The following is a 1,324-nucleotide window of genomic DNA, read 5'->3' as shown; positions in this document are numbered from 1 at the left end:
ATGTAATTTTAAATGAATTACGTGACAAAATTAACAGCAATGAGAATCTAAAAATAGATTTTGATAAGTGTGTTAAGTACATTAAGCAGCAGAACATTCGACAAATTAACCTTAAACGAGCCAAAGTAATAGTATATGCTTATGACGGTAAACACAGTATCAAAGAAATTGCTGAAATACTTGATTTAAGCCAATCTTCAATCTACCAAATTCTTAATAGTTTTATTAAGTTAGGTTTTGATAAGTTCATTGCACCTCAAGTTTTTACTAGACAAAAAGCTCTTGTAATTACCGATGAAAAAGCAATTGTACTAAACCAACTGATTATTGCAGGAACTAAGGGTGCTTTAAAAATTCTAGAGAGCAACCAATTCAATCTTAAATCAGATGATTTCGACTCGTTGATGGCTGATCTTCAAGGCAAAGAGGTGTTTACTCAACACATGTTGGCTAAGTGTATTAATGTTTCTGTAGGAACACTTAATACATATATCAAAAGGACTAAGCTCCAAATAAGAGCTTCGGGAAGTTATTGTGTTAGTTTAGACACCCAATATGAGGATAAAGCTAGGAGAATTGACTTTTTATATAAGACTCCTCCTGCTGAAGGTGAGTGTGTTCTTTGTGTGGACGAGAAGACATGCATTCAAGCCAATTATTTTATCAAGTATAGAACTTACAAAGGTAGGTTGTATTGCAGTTGTCGTTATACTCGTAATGGAGTAGTTAATTTAATTGCTGCCTTAAACCCACATACTGGCGAAGTTTATTATGACTTTCAAGAAACAAAGACTAAAAAAGATTTTCATCAATTTTTAGCTGATTTGGTACAAAAGTACGAGTCACTAAAAAGTATGAAGAAAATTCATTTAGTTCTCGATAACTTGAACACTCATAAGAAATATGATGCCGATTGGTATGAACAGCATCATATGTTTACTTTTAACTTTACCCCAACTTCCGCAAGCTGGATCAATTTGGTTGAAAGCTTTTTTGGAAACCTCACAAGATCTGCTCTTAAAGGGGTTGCTTGGAAAGATAAAAACCACCTTAAAGCTGGTATTTCGGATTTTATTAACTACTATAACGATCGGAAGAAACAGCCTTTTAAGTGGAGGTTTGATGTACAACATAACCTTAATCAAAGATTGCACACTCTAAAAGCGCTAGCTGACGCAGGCGTACCAGCTGCTGATAAAGCATACAGAGAGGAGTTTGCAAAACGAAACTCAGCAGAGATAGTTGCAAATCATGTAAATGAAAACAATCCTAAGCCTGAGTACATTGATCTTTCAGGTGAGGAGGTTCCTTTGCAATTTTCTTA

Annotated in this window: 1 protein-coding gene; it reads left to right on the top strand. The window is 34.4% G+C overall.

Annotation, left to right across the window (positions count from 1 at the left end; all coding sequences use genetic code 11):
- Positions 1 to 1,324 (top strand): IS630 family transposase (locus tag MXE38_RS12310; protein WP_246915502.1); only part of this gene is annotated, 1,324 nt, incomplete at both ends.

Origin of the sequence: Anaerobiospirillum sp. NML120448 (genome assembly GCF_023050945.1) — a bacterium.
Lineage (GTDB): Bacteria > Pseudomonadota > Gammaproteobacteria > Enterobacterales > Succinivibrionaceae > Anaerobiospirillum.
This window is presented reverse-complemented; position numbering and strand designations above follow the sequence as displayed.